Here is a 16,991-nt window from a genome sequence, read left to right on the forward strand (position 1 = left end):
ACCTACCGGAGTGTCTCCTCTGCCATCGGATATACTACCCGAACACAGGAAATAGACAACCGCATGCTTGCCTGGTCAACCGTTTGGAGGTGGCTGCGTTTCTTTGGCTCACTGAAATACACACTCCGCAACGCCTTTGACCTCATCAGGCAGGCCGACCCCAACTCTCCGGTTTTTCGCCAAATGTTTCCCATTTACCACGGAAAGTATAAAAGCAAACAACGAAAAACCTCCCTCGATCAATCGATTCAATTGTTCAGCGCCGAGCCGGAATATCACCGAATTTTTGGGCATTCATTTTTCCCCGAACTGGCAACAAAAAGCGGCTGGTCTTGAGTTACAATCACCTCCACACTTAAAAAAGGAGGTGAATTATGAAATCGAAAGACGAAAAATGGGCTTTATTCTGGTGCAATCTTCTGCATCCTGTCATCTTCGGTGAGATTGAGAAGGAGCAGACCAACCTTTTTCTGAAAAAACTCTGCCTTCAGGAGGTCGTATTCCCCAACGGAAAGCGGAAAAGACCCACTATCTCTACCCTCAGGAGAAAACTCAACCGCTACCGCAAAGATGGATTTCAATCTCTTGCAAGAAAGGCGAGGAGCGACCGTGGCGCATCCAGAAGGTTTTCTCCTGAAATTATCGACAAAGCCGTTGAACTCAAAAAAGAACAACCACGCCGCAGCGACGATTGCCTCAACCGCTTTCTTGAGAAATACTATGGGAAAACGATCCCCAAATCCACCCTCTACCGCCATCTCAGACTCGCAGGGGCGACCCGGCTCAAACTCGGCGTCTCACAGCAAAAGGTGCGTATACGCTCTTAGCCGTGAGCATACCCACGACCTCTGGATTGGCGACTTCCAGGAAGGCCCTTTCGTGCTCGTTGACGGCGAGGCGCTTCCCACAAACCTCTGTCTCTTTATCGACTGCTACAGCCGTTATGTGGTCGAAGGACGGTATTATCTCAAACAAACCCTCGATATCCTTATCGATTCTCTCATCAGGGCCTGGACTATCCACGGCTCGCCCAAAGAACTCTACCTCGACAATGCCAAGGTCTACCACTCTGACGCCCTGCGCTCTGCCTGTTACAACCTCGGCATTAAACTCATCCACAGACCACCACGCGACCCTGCTCCCGGCGGACTGGTCGAACGTTTCTTCGGCACCAGCCAGACACAGTTCGAGTCGGAAGTCCGCTCCGGCGACATTATCACCCTTGATGCCATTAACCAGGCCTTCTCCGCTTACCTTGCCGTTGTCTATCACGCAAGAATCCACTCCGAAACCAATCAATCTCCAAAACAACGCTACGACGAGGGGCTTACCGTCATCCGACACGTCGATATGGACGCCGCTCTTGCCTTCTTCATGAAACGCATCCCCAGAACCGTTGACAGAACCTTTGCCGATGTCCGCATTGATAACCGCTTTTACCGTGTTGACCCCAAACTCAGAGGCGATAAAGTAGAAGTCCGTTACGACCCATACGGCGATCTCAAAAAGGTCTTGATCTATTCCGCAAACGGTGAATACCTCGGCTCGGGAAATCTCTACCTGCGCGACCAGGGCGCTGAAACTCCAGCCGCCTCACCTTCAAAACCAAAACATAATTACCTCGACCTTATCACTCAGAAACACAAATCCATTCTCCAGGCTCAGGCCAAAGGCATTGATTACCACCAAATCATCTCCGAACGACCCTGGCCATTCATGGCATTCGTCCAGAAACTCGCACTCCTCATGGGACACAAAGGCTCTCTCTCCGCCTTCAGCTCTCATGAACTCGAATCGCTTAAAAAATGCTACAACCGTATCCCCGCTCTCAACGAATCATTGCTCACGGAGGCATTCCAAAATGCCTCCGTGAAAACCTTACCCTATATCATTCGTGAATTACAAATCGCTTACTCGAAAAAGGAGGTCTCTTAACCATGTTTACTTCTCATTTTTCCATGACTACTCAGCCGTTCTCTGAAAGAATCAACACCAGCCTTATCATGAAAGACGAACGCTTTACCCAGGGGCTTGCACGACTCCAATACCTCTTACACTCAGGCTCTATCGCCGTCCTCTACGGACAGACGGGAGTCGGAAAATCCACACTCCTCAAACTCTTCCTCTCACAAATCCCCCAAAACCTGTTTCTCCCCATCTACCTCCATTTTACCCACCTAAAATCATCCAGCCTTCTCTCCTTAATCGTCTCCCAGCTCGGTGAAATACCAAAACACACCAAAGACCGGCTCTTCCTCCAAATTATGGATAAATCCTTGCGCTCAAATCTCACTCCCATTATCGTTATCGACGAGGCTCATCTCCTGAAAACCGACGCCATCACAGACCTCAGACTCCTTGTCAGCTCTCCGCTTGATTCTTCCACTCATCTCAAAATCATCCTCTCGGGACAGGAACACCTCAAATATATCCTCAAAAGAGACATCCATGCCGACTTCGCACAACGCATCTCGGTACATTACCACATTCATCCCCTTACTAAAACTCAAACCGCTGCATACATAGACTTCCATCTGAAATCTTCCGGCGCATCCGATAAAATCTTTGACTCAGACGTCAAAGACCTGATCCATGAGTTCTCCGCCGGCATCCCAAGGCAAATCAACGCCATTTCCACCGCCTGCCTGATTAACGCTTCCATCAGACAATCACAGAAAATTACCCAGGATATCTTCCATCAGGCTCTTGCTGAAATTCAATCTTTTTAAGGAGGTCTACCATGGCCCGTCTCTTTTCCCCTCAACTCTTGCGCTCATTACGAAACGATATCCCCATCGATCGACTCATCACTGATGTCCTCTCCATACCTCATAAATACTCCGAAGGCTATTTCCGCTTCCTCTGCCCTCTCTGTTCTGAATTTAATTCCGCCACCAACCCAAATACGAACCTCGCCAGGTGTTTCCGTTGTAAAAAAAACTTTAATACCATCGACATCGTCATGGTAGATTCCAACTCCTCTTTCCCAGATGCTGTCTATCTGCTAAAATCCGTTTTACCTCAATATATTAATTCCACTTAATCTGAGAATTCCAGGTTCATTTATTGTGGGGCTTAGCAACCGGGCATTTGCTCCACGATCCTTATGGACCGCTTCATGGACTCTCTCCCGGAACATCAGCTTACCCATAAAATTCAATACCGGTAAAAGCCCTGCATGTACCGTTAAGCCTTTCCCGCTCATCTCTGCCTTGATTTTCGGTTGTCTTTTGCTGTATTTTTTTGCTATATTCTTCATCGAAATGGTGAATCTCCTTTCAGGTGTTTTTTGTTATCAATATACCGCCGAATACCTTGGAAATCCTACCATTTCAATCCTATTCCTGCAACAAGGCTTTGCCTTGTTTGCAGGATTTAGGTTGTAGTTTATTGTAAATCGTGTGCTGCTTTTCCGTGGGCGCTGTGCAGGTTCTGACGTCAATAACGCAGCCGTCCTTTGTGTTCATGGTCGTTGTTACCCTTATATGGGTGGCAAGGATATTACGAATCGTATTCCAATTATAATGAACCCCTGCGGTTCTTAGCTTTTTTAATATCCCGGCAAGTATGTGATAGGCCAATACAGTGACATGCACGTGGGCAATGGTTGGGGTATCTGTGTGGTGAAAGTTTGGCCGTAAACCAAGGTTGCCTTTCATTGTTTTAAAACTTTCCTCAACAGTACTCAACGACCTATGGAGCTTTGATATCTCTTCCCCGCTAAGATCAAGTCGGTTTGTCCGTAATACATACGTGCCTATGGCTTCTTCCTTTGCTTGCGCCTGAGCATTTTTCTTAAATTTGATATCGGTCGCTTTGCCATCCGTCTGTTCCACTTTGATCGTATATAAATTGCCCACCTTGTAGCGTTCTTTTAACCGGCCTATCCTCTCTATGATCGTATCATATTTTTTCTGTCTTTTTGGCTTCTCTAATCCTTCTTTTATTGCCGAGAGCGCCTCTTCAAACCTTTGTTCTTTCAGGGAAAGGATGGACTTCTCTTTTGGCTCTTTTGCCTCGCTGTGGCATAAAAGGAATGCCTCTTCTTCAGTACGGACTAATTTCATGCCCAACGTTGTTTTCCCGTCTGATAACATAATCTTCTCTTCGTCCGTTTCAGGCCAAAAAGTATCTTCAAAAGATTTCTTGCGCGAGACGACCACATATTTATAGCCACTCTTCCTGATAAGCGCAATGTTCTCTTCCGTTGCAACCCCTGCGTCCATAACTATCGTTCTATCATTTGAAAACATACCGTCTTCTTTTTTTAATCCCTCCAAAATATCTTTCAGGGTACCAGGCTCCGACACATTGCCCTCAAAAACCTTGCTCTGCTTGGGAAATCCCTCTTCATCAACGGTAAGGGATAGCGTAATTAACGGACAATCATTACGGCTCTCTTTTGATTTGTAGCGCCGGGCCACCTTACTCCCTCTTTTGCTACCCTCAAAATAGGTATTTGTTAAATCATATAAAATCACCGTCTCTTTAAGGGAAAATATCTCTCGCGCCCGCTTTGACAACTCTTGCTCTATGGCGGCATGATTCTCCCAAAGCAAGACTGCCGCGCGATGCAGCGCTTTATCATACAGTTTAACCCCGGAGTCCAACAGCTCTCCCGCCCCGCTTGTTTCAGAAAGCCATCGCACGGTATCACGCTCGCTGCCGGGATGAACCATTCTCCCCACAATGAGCATCTTGGAATAGGCAATCTGGTCATCTGTAAAATCAAGCCCTTGCAATATCTTATCAAACCCGTATTCATTCATTTGGCTTATGGCCACGTGTTCGGCGCCTACGGTCTTTGCATCATTTGTTATCAGGGAATTAATATTCACATGCTCGTATTGAGCAGGTTCTTCCCCTGCTGATTCACCGCCGGTAATACGTTCTTGCGCCCTGTCCAACCGCTCCTGTCTTATCTGGCTGGCATAATGCCTTGCTTTCGCCTCTATTTCAGGATCTTGAGGAAACAACGTTTTTTGATTTGCTAAAAATCCTTCAATGCAATTGGCAAGGGTCTTCCACTTCTCCTCGGGCAGACTAAGCTGCCCAAGGTTTAAGACTATTTGCTGTCTTGGCCCTGAAGGGGTGCGAATGGATTCGATGAGTTGGTGTTGTATGTAGCTCTTCCCGCCATTCACTTTTTTGATCTTTTCACGGATAAACACACCGGTATTTTACCATGTAAGCAATGGCGCCGCAAGCATAAACAATAATATTCAGGCACTACATTAAACGCCGAAAGCAACATTCAACCATACCAATAGGTTACGACTATTATACGCTCAATTTCTTGCCTTTTTCAGGGTAAATTTGTCGAAGTTGGGTTAAGAGTACCGTATTTTACAGTAGGCACTAATCCCATTCTCACGAGTAAAAATACCTTGTGAGTGAAAATAAAATAGTTAAAAAGTGTAGTAAAAGCAACTATGCGACCAATCGAGCCCCTTCTGCCCTGGAAAAATCGATTCGTTCAAGAATAAATTTTGTAAGGATTGACTTTTGAGATGAATCCACGAGAAATTCAGGAAGGCAATTTCTCATTGCAATGGCCGTCACTTGTTCTGAAGGACAAATTCCCGGTCTCATAGTCCGCAACCATGACCCGAAGGAATTCCAAACAAGCGATGGAAATGCTGAAGAAATATATTGCAAAAGCCCCTGTGCAATAACGCCGGCCTGTATATGTCTGTGATAGGCTGCAAGTTTTCTGCGAACTGCATTTCTGTATTCAGAGCTTCTTTTGTGAACATGTTGATTGCCGGAACGCCTTTTAATTGGCTGCATATTTCTCATCCAAAAATGGTAGGCATATGTGCCCAAGGTTCTAAGCGCCTGTTTGAAAGACACTTCGATTTTGAAACGCAATCCATACAGGCAGATAATTTCCATTGCATTAATAGTTAAATCCGTACTCATTAAAATAATTTTCCCTCTTTGAGGGTGATCCACCAATACAAATCGAATAAGAATACCCACGGGTTTCCAAAGCAGATCAAGGGTTCTATAATTTATGCCTCATCCGCAGAATCTGTGGGTAAGTATTGGTTCCGGCAAATTACCAAGAGTATGATACAAGGCTGTTTGCAGGCATTCCAGAGATTTATAACCATAAGCCTTTCTCATAGTCAGTTTCGCCTTAAGGTTAAACCCCTCAACCGTACCGGAAGAAAGTCTGCCATCAGCCTTGAACCAGTTGAGAATGAGCTGCTTGTGATTGCGCAACATCTTTGCCACTTTTTTCATAGGTTCCAGGTTGGTTTTTAGGGTTCTCGTAATCCAGTTCTCGAGAAACCTGTCTGCATACGCCGGATACTTATACTCCCAAAAACGCTGAAAATCTTCACGCATTAAATATGCCTTTATTGAACTCAGGTTGATCTTAACTATCTGGCTTAACCGTACCGTTTGCTTTTCTGTCAAGTTCTCAGGCCTTTTCAACAGTAACCAACGGCTCTTTTCCAAAACATTGTCTGTGCCTTCATCCTTGAGCTTTTTGACCTCTTCCCTCCGTATCTGGTCTATGGCTTCATTGAATTTCTTCATGATGTGGAAACGGTCAAGAATATTAAGCGCCTGGGAAGCCTTCTTCGCTATCACCTTCAGGTACGGCGACCACATATCGCTGCAAACGAATTTGATTCTCAGACAACGTTCTATACCTAACTCCATGAAAAACTTCCGCAGGGTCTTTGCCTTCCGCTCAGGGCCACTCCATAAAAGCCTTTTGGCATGCGAATCAAGCTGATATACAAGGGTTAAATACTTGTGGCCACTCCAGACTTGTATCTCGTCTATTCCTATTTCCGTTATATTCTCCAAGTCCCTGTGGGCAAGGCCGTAGGCAACTACAAACTGCACTGCCCTATACACACTGTCCCAACTGGACTTGAATATCTCGGCTGTCTCTTTCCAACTCAGGCGTTTAGCCCATCGAGACAGGAATACCTTGTATGTGGTGGTCATCTGCTCCTTACCTTCTGACCAGGGAATTCGCTCTACATGGATTCCGTCCACTGGACAGGCGGCGCGTCGCGGGGAATATCGGAAAAATACTTGAAACCCCCATAATGGCGGATACTCGTATAACCGGGACGGCTGTGTATCATACCCAGACGCTCTCTTCCCACATACTGAACATTCAGGCTTGGCATTTACCCTCGGCTTTATATCTGCTACTAATGCCTTTCTACCATTTATGACCTCGAAACTGACTGCTTTGTAAACAAATGACTTGAAATTCTCTACCGTATTTAATAATGTCTTTATCTGCATTGCCTCTCCTTTTGGGTTAAGATGCTTTCTTGATAAAAAACATCTTACTCCCTTTGGGATGGCAATGCACCTTTTCTCTTACTAATCCTTACTTATTACCCACAGATTCTGCGGACGAGCCGGTATTTCATTACAGAGGAAGTTGTTTCCACAAACCAAAATAATTGGAGAAATCACTTTGTACTACTATCCATCAACTTCTTGTTTTTTATGCTCGTTTTTCAAAATGCATAACCGTAAGGCATTGATTAGATGAGGATTACGTAAAGTTTGGAGCATTGGGTTTTTTGTCATTTGAATTTGTTTCGTATTTCGATATTCGTATTTTGAATTTGGTTGCGGCCAAAGGCCGCGCCAAGTGTTTCTATGTCTGATTATTCATCTGTTATATCTGCTGTTGCTACGGTTGGACTTGTTGCATTTTCTGTCTTCCAGTGGATAAGTCTAAAAGCAAGGGTAAAGGAATCGGCCAAATCCCGTTACGCTTCATTGATTCTATCGGTTGAAGAAATAATGCAAAAGTTGGTACCTGATCTACTCTCCATTCACAGTCTTGAGGCTACAAGACATGCAAGTTGGGAATTGGATGAACGCCGTGCCGCTGACCATGTTGTGGGTTAACTTCAACGTGTATCATTTTTATGCGAAAATAGAAGGTCTTAACCCCTTGAAATTTTTTAATAGTTCACTGCAGAGGGCGCGGAGAAAACAAATACAACATATATCTGCATAATTTTCTGTTTTTTATCTCCTATTGGATCGTGCTGGGAGGGTTGGTAGGGATGAACATATGGTTCACTCCTGCATGGGCGTTGTAAAAAATTTGCCGAAGGCTTGGTTTAATTGAAAATGTGGTATTTCGTGGAAAACAATTTTCATAAAAAAAGGAAGGTATTGGGGTTAACCAATGGGGGGATTCTTTCCTTTTCTATCAGTTTTTGGACAGCGATTTCATTTTTTCCTTTGTAATTTCAATATTGAATTTTGCTTCCAGATTATCAGGTTCCAGTTCAAGCACTTTTTCCCATCTCGCAATCGCCTCCTGGTAGTTTCCTTCCCGATATTGTTCTAATGCGTCATCTAAAAGTGTTTGTAATCTTTCTTTTTTTTGCGCATCGGATAATTCTTTCATTTCTTCCCGCGCAAAAGGTTTTTTATCTGTTTGAATCTCCAGTGCTTCCTCGTTTTCAGGGAATTCTACTTCATTCTTTTCCTCTTTAATCAGTTCACGGTTTGCGAGAGGTGTTTCTTTTGTTTGTGGTATAATTGCTTTTTTTGCAAACGTAGTATCTTCTTTTTGGCTAATCAAACGTTGGTTTTGCAGGATAGCAATCTGATTGCGTAGCTCAGAGTTTGCCTTCTCGATTTCACCCAGATGTTTTTCAATAGTCTCTATATCGTTTGTGAGATAAGAAAGGGTGGTTTCCATGGAATTATTTTTTGATTCAAGGTCGGTTCTGATAGTAGTTAGCATTTCAGATAAATTCGAATATTTTGCATCCATGCTCATATTTTTTTGTGTAAGCATTTCAATGCGTGTCGTCGCATTTTTAGTAGTATAATCTAAATCCTTAAATTGTTTCTCGAAAGTATTTATTTTTTGATCAATCTGCGCCAAATGTGCCTCAGTATCTTTGCTGGTTTTTGTCTCAACAGTAATACATCCTGTTAGTGTAGAAAATACCATCGGTGCCAGAAAGAGCGTGACAAATTTTGCCATAATCGCCCCCTTCTATGGGTTAAGTTTGGAGGTAACGAGCTTATCTTGTTTATGCATCACGTTATCGTAAGGATATATGTGGCAGGAATATAAAATTCATTTCATTTTTTCTAAATCGAAAGGGAATGATGCCTCTTTTTCTTCTTCCGGATCAAAAACAACCAATGTTATTGGCATATTTAAATCAATATCGTAAACAGGGAATTTAAATACCATTCTTGCCATTTGGCTCGGGGGATTTGGCCAAAATTCACTGGCATCGGCAATATCTGGTTTAAATTCATATATAGGTCTGATTTCCAGATCTTTTTGACAAAGTTTTGCAGTTTGAAATACTGCGAAATTAAATGCGTCCCCGTAAACAGTTACGGTAAATACAAGCGCATTTCCTATTTCTAAAGCATTCAAAATGTCCCGGTTGGTAAGATTTTTATGTTCTATTTCAAACTTTTTTGCCTTGTAAGCAACATTGTGGTAAGGAGTGAATAATGTGGCAAAGCCTATTCCCTTTCCGAGGGATACCGTCCATTCTTTTGAAAAGGCAACGAAATCAACCTCTTTATTTTGCCTTCCGTATTGGATTGCCTCCTGTATCTGTTCTGGCGCTAAACGTAAGGATACTGCTTGTGCTGGTGCTAAAAAACAGAGGGCAAGGACAATAAAGATGCTATTCGTTACGAGAAAGATTTTTTTCACCATATGCCATCCTACTTACTTTTAAAACGTTATAAGCAACGTTAAATAAAAATGATACCGGTCATCTGCCGTGTCTTATTCATCCTCATCCACATCTTCTTCCTCTTCGTCTTCACCGTGCCCCCATTCAGCATCTTCCACTCCTTCTGCTCCTGCTTCTACGGCCGTATCAGCGGTAGGCCTCACGACATAATTCTTTCCGGTTTTCATTAAACTTGCGGTACACATGATGAAAACTATACCAAAAGCAATTGCACCGAGGAAGGTAACCATTGCGCCAATACCGTTTACCATCCCCTCTACTTTTTTGTTTGTCATAACCTTCTCTGATTTCTCAGAAACAACTCCATTTACCTTGTCGATCATCGCGTTGACCTTGTTGAGCATTTTTTTCTTCCTCCTTTGATTTTTACAGCGTTTACGTTATTGCCTGAAAACTAAAATAAGACTATGTTTTTTTACCTCTCCGTCCGGGTCAGGTTGTTGTACTTTGATAGTTCTTCATCTGCTTCTACAATTAATCCTTTTTGCCGATAGGCAGATTCCAGATTTTTATAAGCTTTAATGTAATAGGGATCTATAGCAAGGGCTTCTTTAAATTCGCGTATTTGATCTTCAACCATTTTCATTTCACCGTAAGCAATACCAAGGTTAAAGTGAATCTTTGCGTCGTTTGGCGCTAATGTCAACGCTTTTTTGTATTGAATAATTTCCTCGGTTAACATGCCTTTTTGTCCATAGACAACACCCAAATTGAACTGCGCATTGAAATAATCAGGATAGAGTTCTGTTACTTTTTTGTATGCGGCAATTGATTCATCAAATTTCTCTTTTTTACGGTAAGCATGCCCTAAATTGTACAGACCCTCTAAATTATACGGATCGATGCTTATTAATTTTTGGTAAGTGGATACTTCCTCATCTACCATGCCTTTCGAGCCATATGCAATTGCCAGGTTAAAATATGCATCCTCAAATTCAGCATTCAGGTCAATTGCCGTTTTGTATGACTCTATTTCTTTATCAAACATCCTTTTTTTGCTATACGCAACCCCAAGGTTATTGTAAATATTTGCATAGCCTGGATTTATCTTTATTGCGGCATGGTATTCCGAGATTGCCTCATCCAGCATTCCCTGCATATTGTATTCGTTTCCCAACTTGTAATGTATCTCAAAATCATCAAAAAATTCTGTTGCGAAAATTTGGAGGGTACAAAACAGGTTGAGTAGTAATAAAAGAGGTGCAATTCGTATCATAAGTTTATTTGGCTGGGATAAAACCAGAATATTTTTTTGTTTTTATCGTCAATTTTTTTAACGATTTCATAAAACTCAGTTTTAGAAATGTCTTCTAATTTTTTGCCGTATGTTTTAACGGTTTTATTAAAAGCCATTACCTTTTCCGCAAGGTTGTCATGGGTTTTGGCAGATCCGCCAAGGATATAAAAATTTTCTCCCGTGGTAATCCTTTTATGATTATCTTCGTGGTCAAATGCAAGGCCAAGCAAGACGATATTTTCGTTTGAAGATTTGCGTTGATATGGCAATCGCGCCTCCGTTCAAAGTTTGCTATAATTCACAATGATAAAAGTATCAAAGGATACCATCGGTCAAAAAAAAAGTCAAGCTTCGTTTATACGGGTTCCTTGCGATTTTAGCGGTATTTTTTTAAGGGAAGCATGGGCGAAGCATTTGCTATAAATTGTCATAAATGCGTTCATACCCAAACTGGCAAATGCTTTGTCCATGCTGTTTGTTGGGGAAAAAAATGTTAGTGGGTTGTTATCAAAAGCACCCTTCTGGCGATTTCGAAATAAATAATAAGTCCCGTTGCGTCCAGTATCGTTGCAATTAATGGTGCAGATACAAACGCCGGATCCAGTTTTATCAGCCGGAAAAGCAGCGGGATAGAGACTCCTACGATGTTCCCGGCACTCACTACGGAAAATAAGGAAATTCCTACCGTTGCGGCCAGTGCGGGTTGTTTTGTGGATATTGCTGCAATGGAAAAAGCAATAAATCCTAAAATTAGTCCAAGCACAACCCCTACCCGTAATTCCCTTAGTAAAATTTTCCACCATTCCCTGGTAGTTATCTCTCCCGTAGCCAGCGCCCGGATCACAAGGGTAGATGACTGGGAACCAGTATTGCCGCCTGAACCCGTTAGCATAGGGATGAAATAGGCAATTGCAATCATCGAGCTTAAGATTTCTGAGTATCCCTTCAGTATTGTTTGTGAAATGGTTGCAGCGATGACAAGTATCGCGAGCCAAACTATCCGGTTAATCACGCGTTTTGATACTCCAACGCGGAAATATTCGTCTTCTATAGTCTGGATACCAGCCATTTTTTTAAAATCCTCGGTTGCTTCTTCTTCTACAACATCAAGCACATCGTCAAACGTCACAATACCAACGAGCCTGTTTTCGTTATCGACTACCGGTACCGCAAGAAGATCGTATTTCTGAACCACTTTTGCCGCTTTTTCCTGGTCATCGGTGGTGTGAACAAATAAAACATGTTCATTCATTATCTCTTGTATCAGTTGGTCTGGATTCGCAAGGATGATGTTTTTGAGAGAGGTAACCCCCCGCAATTTTTTTGTTTCATCAACGATATAGCATATGTAAATAATTTCACGGTTCAAACCTGTTTTCCGTATATGTTCAAGCGCCCGTGCAACGGTCATATGCATTTGAAGCCCCACGAACTCAGGGGTCATTATGCGGCCTGCGGAGTTAGGGGGATAATTTAAAAGCTCGTTTGCTTCCTTTCTTTCCGCGGGAGGGAGTAATTTCAGGAGTCTTTCCACAACGTCTGCAGGGAGTTCATCAAATAGCTGGGTTCTGTCGTCCGGCTCCATTTCAATTAAAAGCGTTCTTACATGTTGTTCTGTAAATTGCTTTAGGAGCGCTTCCTGTTCGGAAGAATCAAAGAGTGAAAAGACTTCAGAACTTTTGCTCTTGTCAAGCAATCTGAAGCTTACCACCTTCTCTGCAGGTTCCAGCCCGGCGAGAATGTCGACAATATCGGCGGGATGGCGTTCGCGAAGAAAATCCCGCAGCCGGCTGAAGTCTTTTGTCCTTATAAGTTCCTTGATTTCAGGAAGGAAAATATTTGCCCACTTTAGTTCCATTTTTACAAAGGTATTAAAATTTTTTGGCAACGTTCTGCCTTATTGGTTCCAGTCTGATAAATCTATTGACCTGAAAAAATTTCACAGGGGTAAAACAATGCTATTTTCATTCAACGTACCATTATTTTTTCTTTTGCACAGTGGAGGAATTTATTCTACCTTTTCTACTCCTAAAGCCTTCGCCATACCCAGCAACGCTCTGCCAACCAGAGAGCGTTTCATCTCTATTGCATGAAAATCGCATACCTCATCACAGCAAAAACAACCAATACATTTCTTTTTGTCGACCTCTACTTTTCCCGTGTCTTTTGACATGGCGCCGGCAGGGCAATTTCTTACACACTCATAACACCTTGTACAATTGGAATGGTTTACGGTGGAAAAAGTAGAACAGGTATTGTCAAACATCATCGCAAGAAGAAAATTGGGGAGATACTTTCCCGCAAAGTCCTGTGCACCGCTGGATGGTTTTTTAAAATCATGCACCGCTACATTTTGAATGGATTCTCCTGCTACAGTAATATTGCGCAATTCGCCAATGCCCAAACCGCGCTGATGTGCAAAACGGATAGTCGGTACGGCCATAGGTTCGAAACCAATGATGTTGCTGGCTACCGTATCCAGCGCGACGCTGTCCCTGCTGGAAATAATTAAACCGACCTTTTTTGGGTTTCCCGCATTAGGGCCGTTTCCTTCCATGCCTACAATTGCATCCATTATGATGAGATGAGGCGGCGCCATTTGGTAAATATCCACCAACGCCTTGGCAAAGACGGTTGGTTTCGGCGCTATTAAATGGACATTCTTTTTGCCATTGCCCGGTATCGAGCCGAGCATGTTTTTTATCGCTCCGGTATACTGCGTTAAACCGTGCGTTTTCAGTTTAGGAACGGAAACAATAAAATCTACCTCTCTCAACGTCCTGGCTATACGGAATTTGTCTAAGATTTCATAATCCTTGTTGTAAACATCGATGTATTTGTCTTTATCAAAATTTACAATCTTTGCGCCGGTATTTTCCGCAATTTCGTTGATACGGGTAACCCGGAAGGCGTTGAACGTGGAACTGTTTTTTACGCTTCCTGATGAATCCCCAATATATACCTCGCACCCAAAATCTTTCTGAAATATATCCACCAGCGCCCTGACAACTGCAGGGTGGGTATTTACCGCTCTTTCCGGGGTTTGTGATGATGAAAGAAGGTTAAGTTTTAACAGTACCTTTTTTCCTGGTCGTACAAGCATTTCAGTGCCATTAAGCAAGCTTAGAGACCGATGTATCGCATGGTAAACCTTTTCCAGGGTATAATCGTCACATTTTGCAATTGATACTATAGACATGGGTAAACCTCGTAAAATGTTTCTTGTATCTACGTTACAAAAGAAGTCTTTGCTGGGTAATACTATACCACAGCATATATCATGATAGTAGTAAAAATGAGCAGATGGGTACTAAAATTTAAGAGGCACGGGGGTAAAAGACAGGAGAAAAATAATGAAAAGGGCAATGCCAAGCATCTTTCTCCTGGGATCGAGAGGCGTATATTCATCTGCGGGCGAGGGATGTCGAAATCCAAAAATCAGAAGGAGTATGGCAAATAAAATCCAGCCCTTATAAAAAAAAACGGTGATTACGCAAAAAATAAATATACCTATACGATAAACGATGTCACTCTTTTTCCCCAGCAGTGCGTACATAATATGTCCTCCGTCAAGCTGCCCGATTGGCAAAAGATTAAGCGCAGTGACGAATAATCCGGCCCAGCCTGCAAATGCAAGAGGATGAAGATAAATATCCATTCCTTCCGGCAGCGTTCCAAATAGAAGCTTTGCGATAAATGAAAAGAGTACCGGTTCCCCAAGTCCCAGGTAATTTGATGAATCGGCTGGCACAGGTCGTACGTCTGAAAGGATAAGGCCTACTACAATGGCGGGAATGGCAAATACCAGGCCCATAAGCGGACCTGCCGCGCCAATATCAAACAATGCCCGCTTGTGGGGGATGTGCCCTTTCATTTTTATGACTGCTCCAAATGTACCAAAAGGTGGCAGTGGGAGGGGTAGAAAATAGGGCAAGGTGGCGTCTACATGGTATTTTCTGCACATAAAAAAATGTCCTAATTCATGAGAAAGCAGGATTGACATAATAGCTAGTGAATACCATATTCCATTAACGTAATACGTTGTCAGAAAAGTGGCAATAAAAAGCAATACATGGATTCGCACCTTTTTGAAAAAAGGTGGAGATTTCTGGTCTTCTCTTGTCATTTACCTTTATTTTCCTCTTTCTCAATGTTTTTTTAAATTGTTGCCCGGTAAAAAACCCCTCTTTTTTGTAAGCAATTCTCTGTTTTCTTCATGTGTTCTTTTTTACATTAACATGTTAAATAAGTTTTGTAAATTATATTAAACGTTAATATTGACATTGCCTCTGGAATCGTGATACTATTTTCCGATTAGTAACATCGTTTAATGTCAAAAAACCAGAGCGTTACGCATAATTTTATATTGAGGCGCATGATGTCTTTTTTGGTTAGATTCGGGGTTTCTCTGGAAAAGGAACTCCTTAAGAAATTTGATACCCACATAAAGAAGAAAAAATATACCAACCGTTCGGAGGCAATACGTGATCTGATACGCGGTAATTTGGTGATGGAAGAATGGCAGGAAGGCAAGGAGATTACCGGTTCTATCACACTTGTTTACGATCATCATAAAAGGGAACTGGTAAACATGCTCATTGATATCCAGCACGACTATCATGGTATTATCCTTTCTTCCCAGCATATCCATCTAGATCATGATAATTGTCTTGAAATCATTGTTATAAAAGGCAAGCCGCAAATGGTAGAGGAATTATACGGAAAACTGAAATCGGCAAAAGGTGTTAAACACGGGGGCATATCCATGGCAACTACGGGAAAGGGGATTTTGTAAATATGGCCTTTTCTAATCAAGCCCGGATTTCTGCACTATGCTTGCATAGCGGCAAACATGGATACAATGAGAACGGGTTTCCTTCTGCCATTGCAAAAAAACATCCCGGAATATTCGTGATATTATTTTTTTTGTGCTATGCAATAGCACGAGTATATTATACGTACTACTGGTAACCGGAGGAGACATTTTTGCATATTAGCGACGGAGTACTTTCTCCCTACATTGTCATTACCGGATGGGCTGTTGCAGCCCCTTCGTTAGCGATGTCGGTAAAAAGCCTGAAACCTGACAAAGTCGGTGCATACGGAGTAATTGCCGCTGTTTTTTTTGCAGGTTCGACAATCCACATACCCCTTGGACCTTTCAGCATGCATCTTGTCCTCAATGGTATTGCAGGACTTTTACTGGGATGGAGCGCTGTAACCGTAATAACGGTAGGCCTTTTGCTGCAGGCTTTGTTCCTTGGTTTTGGAGGATTGACTGTGTTGGGGGTAAATATTGCTGTTATGGCGTTGCCTGGCGCGATTATCGGCATGCTTGGACGCCATTGGATGAAACAGTTTTCAGCGAAAAAACGGCCATGGATAGGATCGTTCGCGGGTGGCGGTGCTGTATGTATTTCGTCCGTTTTACTCTTTGTTGCGCTTTCTACAACCCATGCGGCGCTGGCGCCCCTTGCCAAACTGGTTTTTTGGGGACATGTTCCTGTCATACTTGTTGAAGGCGTTATCAGTTATTGGCTGGTACACTTTTTGCAAAAAGCAAAACCTTCGTTATTAGGAATTTTACATTGAAAGCTTTCTTATTCGTTTTTTTTTGTATCTTTTTTTCGGTGCCTTTAGCGGTATATGCACACGGACTTTCTCTTTTTTCTAAGGAGAAAACATTGTATGCATCTTACAGCGATCATACACCTGCCTCAGGAGCAAAGGTTGTTCTTGTGGATGCAAATGGCGTAATAATTCTTCAGGATAAAATGGATGAAAAGGGGATAGTGGAAGTTGCCGGAGAATTTGGAGACAATACCTCACTTAATCATTGTAGATGATTCCGGAGGTCATCGTGCAATGATAACATGGGAGGAATTTCTTAAAGAACGCCCAAAGGGGTTGTTAGACATTTTAAGTATCCGCGTGGTAATTGGAGTCATGTTCATTATCGGCGGCGGTTATGCCATACAACGGTTTTTATTAAAAAAAAAGACATAATGCCATTTTGC

Annotated in this window: 20 protein-coding genes and 2 pseudogenes; 10 read left to right on the plus strand and 12 right to left on the minus strand. The window is 42.7% G+C overall.

Annotated features, from left to right (window positions below; genetic code table 11):
- Positions 1 to 63 precede the first annotated feature (63 nt).
- Genes KSMBR1_RS21115 through KSMBR1_RS23535 form a run of 5 tightly spaced genes read left to right on the plus strand, consistent with a single transcriptional unit; the run spans position 64 to position 3,043 of the window.
- Positions 64 to 336 carry a hypothetical protein gene (locus KSMBR1_RS21115; protein ID WP_131493604.1) on the plus strand — a complete coding sequence of 91 codons (273 nt, stop codon included), beginning with the start codon at positions 64 to 66 and terminating at the stop codon, positions 334 to 336.
- A 38-nt stretch (positions 337 to 374) separates the two neighbouring features.
- Complete coding sequence (locus KSMBR1_RS23530) at positions 375 to 827, plus strand: helix-turn-helix domain-containing protein (protein WP_164994994.1); 453 nt, start codon at positions 375 to 377, stop codon at positions 825 to 827.
- Between the two features lie 52 nt (positions 828 to 879).
- Positions 880 to 1,935: a Mu transposase C-terminal domain-containing protein gene (locus KSMBR1_RS13440; protein ID WP_230407994.1), complete on the plus strand. Its 1,056-nt coding sequence runs from the start codon at positions 880 to 882 to the stop codon at positions 1,933 to 1,935.
- A 2-nt stretch (positions 1,936 to 1,937) separates the two neighbouring features.
- A complete protein-coding gene (locus KSMBR1_RS13445; protein WP_099323525.1) occupies positions 1,938 to 2,729 on the plus strand; it encodes an ExeA family protein in 792 nt (263 codons plus the stop codon).
- Positions 2,730 to 2,740: 11 nt separating this feature from the next.
- Positions 2,741 to 3,043, plus strand: a complete 303-nt coding sequence (locus tag KSMBR1_RS23535) for a CHC2 zinc finger domain-containing protein (RefSeq protein WP_099325792.1) — start codon at positions 2,741 to 2,743, stop codon at positions 3,041 to 3,043.
- Positions 3,044 to 3,082: 39 nt separating this feature from the next.
- On the opposite strand, the pseudogene KSMBR1_RS13455 reads toward KSMBR1_RS23535, so the two are convergent.
- The 4 genes and pseudogenes from KSMBR1_RS13455 to KSMBR1_RS13470 all read right to left on the minus strand — a co-directional run.
- Positions 3,083 to 3,259 (minus strand): annotated as a pseudogene (locus KSMBR1_RS13455) (IS1380-like element ISCku8 family transposase); the annotation flags it as partial.
- 79 nt (positions 3,260 to 3,338) lie between these two features.
- Positions 3,339 to 5,171 (minus strand): IS1634 family transposase, encoded by a 1,833-nt coding sequence (locus tag KSMBR1_RS13460; protein ID WP_099325793.1) that lies wholly within the window; start codon positions 5,169 to 5,171, stop codon positions 3,339 to 3,341.
- Between the two features lie 259 nt (positions 5,172 to 5,430).
- Positions 5,431 to 6,018 (minus strand): annotated as a pseudogene (locus KSMBR1_RS13465) (IS4-like element ISCku4 family transposase); the annotation flags it as partial.
- Positions 6,019 to 6,021: 3 nt separating this feature from the next.
- Positions 6,022 to 7,278 (minus strand): ISL3 family transposase, encoded by a 1,257-nt coding sequence (locus KSMBR1_RS13470; protein WP_099325794.1) that lies wholly within the window; start codon positions 7,276 to 7,278, stop codon positions 6,022 to 6,024.
- Positions 7,279 to 7,644: 366 nt separating this feature from the next.
- Between KSMBR1_RS13470 and KSMBR1_RS13475 the strand changes: the two genes are divergently transcribed.
- A complete protein-coding gene (locus KSMBR1_RS13475; RefSeq protein ID WP_099325795.1) occupies positions 7,645 to 7,899 on the plus strand; it encodes a hypothetical protein in 255 nt (84 codons plus the stop codon).
- A gap of 310 nt (positions 7,900 to 8,209) precedes the next feature.
- Here the strand turns inward: KSMBR1_RS13475 and KSMBR1_RS13480 are convergent, their stop codons facing one another.
- The 8 genes from KSMBR1_RS13480 to KSMBR1_RS13515 all read right to left on the minus strand — a co-directional run bounded on the left by KSMBR1_RS13480 (position 8,210) and on the right by KSMBR1_RS13515 (position 15,100).
- Positions 8,210 to 8,998 (minus strand): hypothetical protein, encoded by a 789-nt coding sequence (locus KSMBR1_RS13480; protein ID WP_099325796.1) that lies wholly within the window; start codon positions 8,996 to 8,998, stop codon positions 8,210 to 8,212.
- 96 nt (positions 8,999 to 9,094) lie between these two features.
- A complete protein-coding gene (locus KSMBR1_RS13485; RefSeq protein WP_099325797.1) occupies positions 9,095 to 9,697 on the minus strand; it encodes a hypothetical protein in 603 nt (200 codons plus the stop codon).
- Positions 9,698 to 9,769: 72 nt separating this feature from the next.
- The gene (locus KSMBR1_RS13490) at positions 9,770 to 10,081 is read right to left on the minus strand and encodes a hypothetical protein (RefSeq protein WP_099325798.1); all 312 of its coding nucleotides are present in this window, start codon (positions 10,079 to 10,081) and stop codon (positions 9,770 to 9,772) included.
- A 71-nt stretch (positions 10,082 to 10,152) separates the two neighbouring features.
- Positions 10,153 to 10,953 (minus strand): tetratricopeptide repeat protein, encoded by an 801-nt coding sequence (locus KSMBR1_RS13495; RefSeq protein ID WP_099325799.1) that lies wholly within the window; start codon positions 10,951 to 10,953, stop codon positions 10,153 to 10,155.
- Positions 10,950 to 11,243, minus strand: coding sequence for a hypothetical protein (locus KSMBR1_RS13500; RefSeq protein WP_099325800.1), 294 nt, complete (start codon positions 11,241 to 11,243; stop codon positions 10,950 to 10,952). Before KSMBR1_RS13500 ends, KSMBR1_RS13495 begins: the two co-directional genes overlap by 4 nt.
- Positions 11,244 to 11,467: 224 nt before the next feature.
- Positions 11,468 to 12,862: a magnesium transporter gene (gene mgtE / locus KSMBR1_RS13505; RefSeq protein WP_099325801.1), complete on the minus strand. Its 1,395-nt coding sequence runs from the start codon at positions 12,860 to 12,862 to the stop codon at positions 11,468 to 11,470.
- Between the two features lie 120 nt (positions 12,863 to 12,982).
- Complete coding sequence (locus KSMBR1_RS13510) at positions 12,983 to 14,173, minus strand: DUF362 domain-containing protein (protein WP_099325802.1); 1,191 nt, start codon at positions 14,171 to 14,173, stop codon at positions 12,983 to 12,985.
- Positions 14,174 to 14,284: 111 nt separating this feature from the next.
- On the minus strand, positions 14,285 to 15,100 hold the full coding sequence (locus KSMBR1_RS13515; RefSeq protein ID WP_099325803.1) for a site-2 protease family protein: 816 nt from the start codon (positions 15,098 to 15,100) through the stop codon (positions 14,285 to 14,287).
- A 252-nt stretch (positions 15,101 to 15,352) separates the two neighbouring features.
- On the opposite strand from KSMBR1_RS13515, the gene nikR reads away from it, so the two are divergent.
- The 4 genes from nikR (at position 15,353) to KSMBR1_RS21130 (ending at position 16,980) form a co-directional block, all read left to right on the plus strand.
- Positions 15,353 to 15,769 carry a nickel-responsive transcriptional regulator NikR gene (nikR, locus tag KSMBR1_RS13520; RefSeq protein ID WP_099325804.1) on the plus strand — a complete coding sequence of 139 codons (417 nt, stop codon included), beginning with the start codon at positions 15,353 to 15,355 and terminating at the stop codon, positions 15,767 to 15,769.
- Positions 15,770 to 15,960: 191 nt separating this feature from the next.
- Positions 15,961 to 16,566 carry a cobalt transporter CbiM gene (cbiM, locus tag KSMBR1_RS13525; RefSeq protein ID WP_099325805.1) on the plus strand — a complete coding sequence of 202 codons (606 nt, stop codon included), beginning with the start codon at positions 15,961 to 15,963 and terminating at the stop codon, positions 16,564 to 16,566.
- A 92-nt stretch (positions 16,567 to 16,658) separates the two neighbouring features.
- Positions 16,659 to 16,820 carry a hypothetical protein gene (locus tag KSMBR1_RS21125; RefSeq protein WP_157820606.1) on the plus strand — a complete coding sequence of 54 codons (162 nt, stop codon included), beginning with the start codon at positions 16,659 to 16,661 and terminating at the stop codon, positions 16,818 to 16,820.
- 19 nt (positions 16,821 to 16,839) lie between these two features.
- Positions 16,840 to 16,980 carry a hypothetical protein gene (locus tag KSMBR1_RS21130; protein ID WP_157820607.1) on the plus strand — a complete coding sequence of 47 codons (141 nt, stop codon included), beginning with the start codon at positions 16,840 to 16,842 and terminating at the stop codon, positions 16,978 to 16,980.
- The last annotated feature ends 11 nt before the right edge of the window (positions 16,981 to 16,991 follow it).

Source organism: Candidatus Kuenenia stuttgartiensis, from assembly GCF_900232105.1.
GTDB classification, from domain to species: domain Bacteria; phylum Planctomycetota; class Brocadiia; order Brocadiales; family Brocadiaceae; genus Kuenenia; species Kuenenia stuttgartiensis_A.